Here is a 5,499-nt window from a genome sequence, read left to right on the forward strand (position 1 = left end):
CCGCCGGGCTGGCGGAGAGCTGAAACGCCTGTGGAGCTGGTGTAAGACCTCACGAGAGTCCTCTCGGGCGGGCGACCGGCGGTGAAGCAGGAAGGCCAACCGGCGACGGTTGGAATCCCCTCGTTCACGAGGGGGAGGAGGTCAAGGGTGGCGCGGCCTACGCCGCCGCGCGGACAGGGGTACAGGGCGCTGCCGCCCACGCGATCCTCACGTCGCTGGCGGGGCCCCCTCGGCCTGATCGCCTTCGCCATCGGGCAGGCCGCGACGCCGGAGATCGCCAGAGCGACCTCCCCTGGTGAGGCCCGCCGCGTCAACCGGGCGGCCATGACGGTCGCCGCCATCGGCGTGCTCGCCGGCGCGCTCATCGTCCTCTCGCTCGGCGAGCCGGTGTTGGGCCTGTTCACCTCCGACGCCCGGGTGCTCGCCCTGACCCTGCCCCTGTTACCGCTGCTGGCGGCATACACCCTGGCCGACAGCTGCGGGATCGTGATGGCCACCGGCCTGACGGGTCTCAAGCGCTCGACCTGGACCTTGGGCTCGGCCATTGTGGGGAACGGCCTGCTCGCTCTGGCCATGACACCGGTGACGACGGCCTGGGGCCTGGCGGGCCTGTGGATCGCGTTGACCGCCAGTCGCCTGCTCGTTCTGGTCACGCAGACCGTCGGTTTCATGCGGCACAGCGCACGCGATCGATGACGGACTCAGCGGCTCGACGGCACGTCGAGGCCCATCAGGGGCAGGCAGGGCTCAAGCCCGTCGATCTGGACGGGAACGGTGCGGTGCCGCTCCCACACGTCCCTGGTCAGGCGCAACCGGTGCTCCACGACCATCTTCCCGTCCAGCGCGTGCCGCCAGTGGCCGTCGGGCTCGTAGCCGAGCTTGCGGGAGACGGCCAGGGAGGCGACGTTGTGCTCGAGCGCGCCTGACAGCGCCACCTCGGCGTCCAGACCGGCGAAGGCGAGATGGAGTACGGCCGCCCGCATCTCAGTGCCGATCCCCTGCCCCTGGTGGCGGCGCCCGAGCCAGGAGGTGGTGCGTACCTGACGCGTGATGCCCAGGTCCCGGGCGGAGAGGCTCTGCTGCCCGGCCACCACGCCGTCCCGGAACACGGTGAGGTCGAGCGACCACTCCTGCGGCGTCCACGCGCCGAGCTGCCGCCAGTGGTAGTGGACCACGCTGCGGGCGGCCTTGGCGGGCGGCGCGTTGGTCCACCGTACGAGGAACGGCGAGGCGTCGGGGTCATGGACGCCGTCGGCGGCCAGCCCGGCCAGCTCGGCCAGCTCCTCGGGGGATGGCAGCCGCAGCTCGAGCCGCGGCGTGGTCAGCCGCAGCCCGGCCGGCGGAAAGTGATCGACCAGCATGACCCCTATCGTGATCGCTGACCGGGCGGACACGTCATCCGAGTTTCCGCCCCTGCCGACACCACGTTCGGCGGCACCTCCATTCGCATCGAAGGGACCAGGGGTTCGAATCCCCTCATCTCCACCAGGAAAATGCAGGTGAAAAGGGTCTTCGGAGTAATCCGGGGGCCCTTTTCTCATCTCTGGAAGTCGATGGGAGCCAATCGGGGAGCCATCTCAGTCGGACTCTCTACCCGCGTTGGCTGTCGCCGAAGATGGTGTTCATCGTGTGGGCACCTTTGGTGATCACTGGTCTGAGCTGGTGCCGGTAGACCGCTTCCGTGACGGCACGGCTTGGCGGGTGTGGTGTTGCCGGAGCGCCTACGCCGCGAGCTTGGGCAGTTCGAGCGTGCGGCGTGACTTGCGGGTCTTGGTGTCACCTCCATCTCGATCGGCACGCCATACGTAGATGGCGAACTTCCTGTGGTTGAACCCCACCTCCGTCACCGGATGCCAGGTCTTGAGACTCGGTATCCCAGGCGACGACGTGATCCCAGCGCAGCGCCCGTGCCTCCTCGGTGCGGACTCCCGTGGTGAGGGCGGCCAGACGATGCATGGTGATGCTTCTCGCCAAGGCAGCGCCCTCGTCAGCGCTCGGCACAGTCGCCATGACCTGCAGATAATCTTCCACAATCCCGTTCCCCTTGAGTCGGAGGTGGATCATGTTCACCTAACAGTAAGCCAGGCCTCATGAATTTCAGCCTTGGGCTATGGGAATCATGGGGGCGTCGTAACGTGAACGGCGACATTTAAGGACGAAGTGTTGGTTTTATCCATGCCGCCCATAGCTGACTCTCTTCAAATGCTGGACAATATTCGTCCTTGGCATCCTCTACCCAGAGCTGCATGCGAAAAGCACCCGACACGGCAATCTCTACGGGCTTTATTTGTCCGACATTAACAGTTGTTCCGGCCCCTGCGCGCTTACCATCTACATAGACATCGAATCGCACCGGAATGCGCAAAGAGTCATCCGTCAGGCCGACTGTAGCCGTAAATTTCTTGAACTTGCGATCTAATTGATAGGTTACCGATTGACCCTGGCAGTGAACTCCTCCCAGCAGCACTCGATCGTACTGTCGCGTATTTACTTTAGCCTCGGTTGTTTCATAGTCAGTCTGGTCGCGCAGGGGGGCAAGATCAAATAGTGATGTTGCGCCATTGCTGTCACCTCCAGCGTCGGGCGAGGGATTCTCGCTGCCGGTGACCGCCACTGTGGCACTAACGGTTGTGGTAGCTGTAGCCGTGACTGTCGCGGGACCCTTGGCCGCTTCCTTTGCGGCACCCTCTTTGCTGCCCTGATCATGACCTACCAGGTATATGGGAAGCGCCGCAATCACAATGCCACCGAATGCCCCGAGTAGCGCTTGCCATATTTGACCACTGCGATTGATGCGGGCAATTCGTATAGCAGAGTCTTCGCCCATTTGTCCCGTGGAGTCCTGATTGTTCTGTTGTGGATTCGTCTGCGCCACTCTTCACCTCCAAATCGGAGACAATGTACCGGTATGCTCGGTCTGGATGCTGCTCTAATGAGAAAGTTGCTCAAACACCCGATCTGTTTTCCGTTATGCAAGTGGCGCTTTGATGATTGTCCTAGTATGTCGGAGCCTTGAAATCCAATGATCATTTAGAGCTCCGACCACTGCCGATGTTGATCGGAATCGCTGACGTTCCTCATAACCCCTAGCAAACCGGCCACCACTGAGGGTGACGGTGGCCTGTTTGGCGATGTCAGCCGCGTTCTTCTGCCCTCGCTGCCAGGCCTGCATGCTGACGACGCGAATCTCGGTCACGTCACGGAAGCACGCAGGATAGAGAAGGTTCTCTGGAGCATCGCCGTTGGGCACGCTGGGGTCAGGAATGCCAGAACGGGCACCTCGACGACGACCCGCCACTCATCGGGGCTGCACTGTTCCAGGACGGTGCCCGGTAGCCACGGCCACGAATCCCGATCGTCGTTCTGGTCGTCGTGCAGGGGGGTTCTTGACGAGAACGGGGGTCCTCGGGGAAACGCCCATCGTTGTCGTCGGGAAGGTACTCGTTGATCATGGGTTCCTCTCCCACTCCGGGGAGGAGCCACAGGAGCCATTTTTGGGAGCCACCGCCTTGCGGCTCCCTCAGACTTCCCGAGTCCTCCCCGGAGTGTTCTGTAAGGTGAGAGGCACCCGATCGACTCAGATCGACATGATCAGACTTACCTGTCTTCCTTCGCATCAAAGGAGTCAGGGGTTCAAAACCTTGCCATCGTGATGGTGGTGGTGTCCGAGCTGACGGCCGGCGCCGATGGGCTCGGTTGCGGCTCCAAAACACCGCCGGAGTGTGGCCCCGTCCTGGCCTGACGCTGACAGGCGGCCGTCACCGCGGCTTCTCTTCGACACGGAAAGCGTCGCAGCGAGATCCGCCGATACTTCAGGTTCCGGGAGTGCGCACTCGCCGGCTTGGACAAGGCGGCCTCGTGGCCGCGAACGTGTGCGACAAGGAGCGGCAGACCGACCGGGTTCGGGAGGCGCTGCTGGTTCACCCGTGGGAGGAGAAGCTCGGACAGCCCGCTCCGGATCGGATCCGCCGCGGTTTCGGGGCTATGGACAGGTCTTTCTGCACGCGATCTGCACGTCCCGCCCGCAGGGTTCTGCACGCAGACGTGCAAGCATGCCCGGCGTGCGCAGATATGTGGTGATCGCCGTGTTGGCGCTGCTGGCGGCGGGTTGTGGTTCGGGAGCGAAGACCGCTCCCGAGGTCGCCGGATATGTCGGGACGTATTTGCAGGCGCACCCTGACGTCAAGCGGATGGCGAAGAAGGGGGCCCAGAGCGCCACCGTGGTCATCAAGGGGCAGGACCAGGATGTCTCCGCTGATCTGGGCGATGGCTTGCGCGGACGGCTCATCCGGACGGGCGATGCGACGTATATGCAGATGCTGGAGGAGGAAGTGGCACCGGGCAAGACCTGGGACAAGATCACCAAAGAGCACGAGCCGTACAATCTCTTGGGCATCAGCGTGGTGACAAGCCAGGCTACGACGCTGGTGAACAGCCACCGGGTGCATGCACTGCTGGCAGCGCGGGGACGAGTGAGCGGCCCCGTACTCGATGGCGGGCTCGACCATTACACGGTCACCATCGACGTGCGGGCGGCACTCGACGGATTGGACCTCAGCGCGTTCCTGGAGGTGTACGACCCGCTGCCGATGCTGCAGGACACCGAGGACGAGTACGCCATGGTCCGGGCCGGCGACAAGGCGGCGCAGGGGCGGCTGCGCGACAAGTTGCTCGAGGAGTTCGGCGCGCAGGCCACGTACGACCTCTGGCTCGATGGCCAGGGGCGGCCAGTTCGGCAACGGCTGACCGCGAAGACGCCGATGGAGATCACCTTCTCCAACTGGGATGACACGACGGTGGCCGCTCCTCCGGCCGATCAAGTCCGGGTGCTGGCGAAGTGACCCCGCACTATGTGACGGTGTCCCGATGCCGACCCTGACACGGAACGCGGCATCCTGGGGGCTCCGGCTCGCTTCTGAAGCTGGGATCGTGCCATTGTGACCGAACTCGTGGAACGTGTCGACGGTCAGGACCGTGTGCTGGGTGTTGTGGACCGGGATGATGCGATTCGTCGTGGCTGGCTACACCGCATCGCCACCACTGTCTGCCGCGATGAGCTGGGAAGATTCCTGGTGTACCGGTGAGCTGGGTGGGCTGGCTGACGAGCGCCGAGTTGAGCGAATTCGTGAAGCAGCACCGGTTCATTCCAGATGGGCAGGAGGCGCTCCGCCGGTACGTCGAGGCACGTTCGGCGTCACCTGGCTCGGCCCGGTAGCGGTGAAGTCGCGCAGCGCGGCCACGACATGGCGTTCTGGCCGACGAACTGCGCGTGCAGGTCACAGGCGCAGGGCTGCCCGTGAAGAACATGGCGTACATAGGTGTCCAGCCGTGAGCCTGTGGCCCCCGGAACAGGAACGCCAGTGGAGATTTGGCCGCCTCCCGCCCTGCTCCGACATGAGCCCGAGCGGTCGGGTAGCCGGGAGGAATCTCACCTCCCGGCTCCCACAGATCCGTACGTAAACCTCTCGATTTATACGGCTCTTGTCACCCTGGTCACCA

At 63.9% G+C, this 5,499-nt stretch carries 5 protein-coding genes; 3 read left to right on the forward strand and 2 right to left on the reverse strand.

The window, feature by feature from the left end; translation table 11 throughout:
- Window positions 1–147: 147 nt before the first annotated feature.
- Complete coding sequence (locus ACIHFD_RS67505; RefSeq protein WP_397375907.1) at window positions 148–696, forward strand: MATE family efflux transporter; 549 nt, start codon at window positions 148–150, stop codon at window positions 694–696.
- Between the two features lie 5 nt (window positions 697–701).
- Here the strand turns inward: ACIHFD_RS67505 and ACIHFD_RS67510 are convergent, their stop codons facing one another.
- Both ACIHFD_RS67510 and ACIHFD_RS67515 read right to left on the reverse strand, forming a co-directional pair.
- Window positions 702–1,361, reverse strand: coding sequence for a GNAT family N-acetyltransferase (locus ACIHFD_RS67510; protein ID WP_397375908.1), 660 nt, complete (start codon window positions 1,359–1,361; stop codon window positions 702–704).
- A gap of 788 nt (window positions 1,362–2,149) precedes the next feature.
- Window positions 2,150–2,875 (reverse strand): NPCBM/NEW2 domain-containing protein, encoded by a 726-nt coding sequence (locus ACIHFD_RS67515; protein ID WP_397375909.1) that lies wholly within the window; start codon window positions 2,873–2,875, stop codon window positions 2,150–2,152.
- A gap of 1,186 nt (window positions 2,876–4,061) precedes the next feature.
- On the opposite strand from ACIHFD_RS67515, the gene ACIHFD_RS67520 reads away from it, so the two are divergent.
- Both ACIHFD_RS67520 and ACIHFD_RS67525 read left to right on the forward strand, forming a co-directional pair.
- Window positions 4,062–4,841, forward strand: a complete 780-nt coding sequence (locus ACIHFD_RS67520; RefSeq protein WP_397375910.1) for a hypothetical protein — start codon at window positions 4,062–4,064, stop codon at window positions 4,839–4,841.
- Between the two features lie 96 nt (window positions 4,842–4,937).
- Window positions 4,938–5,084, forward strand: coding sequence for a hypothetical protein (locus tag ACIHFD_RS67525; protein WP_397375911.1), 147 nt, complete (start codon window positions 4,938–4,940; stop codon window positions 5,082–5,084).
- Window positions 5,085–5,499: the final 415 nt, after the last annotated feature.

The sequence above is a fragment of the Nonomuraea sp. NPDC051941 genome, assembly GCF_044593615.1.

Bases quoted from the DNA above. Each gene is read 5' to 3' on its own strand.
- ACIHFD_RS67510 (WP_397375908.1), bottom strand. From the start codon at position 1,361: ATGCTGGTCGATCACTTTCCGCCGGCCGGGCTGCGGCTGACCACGCCG.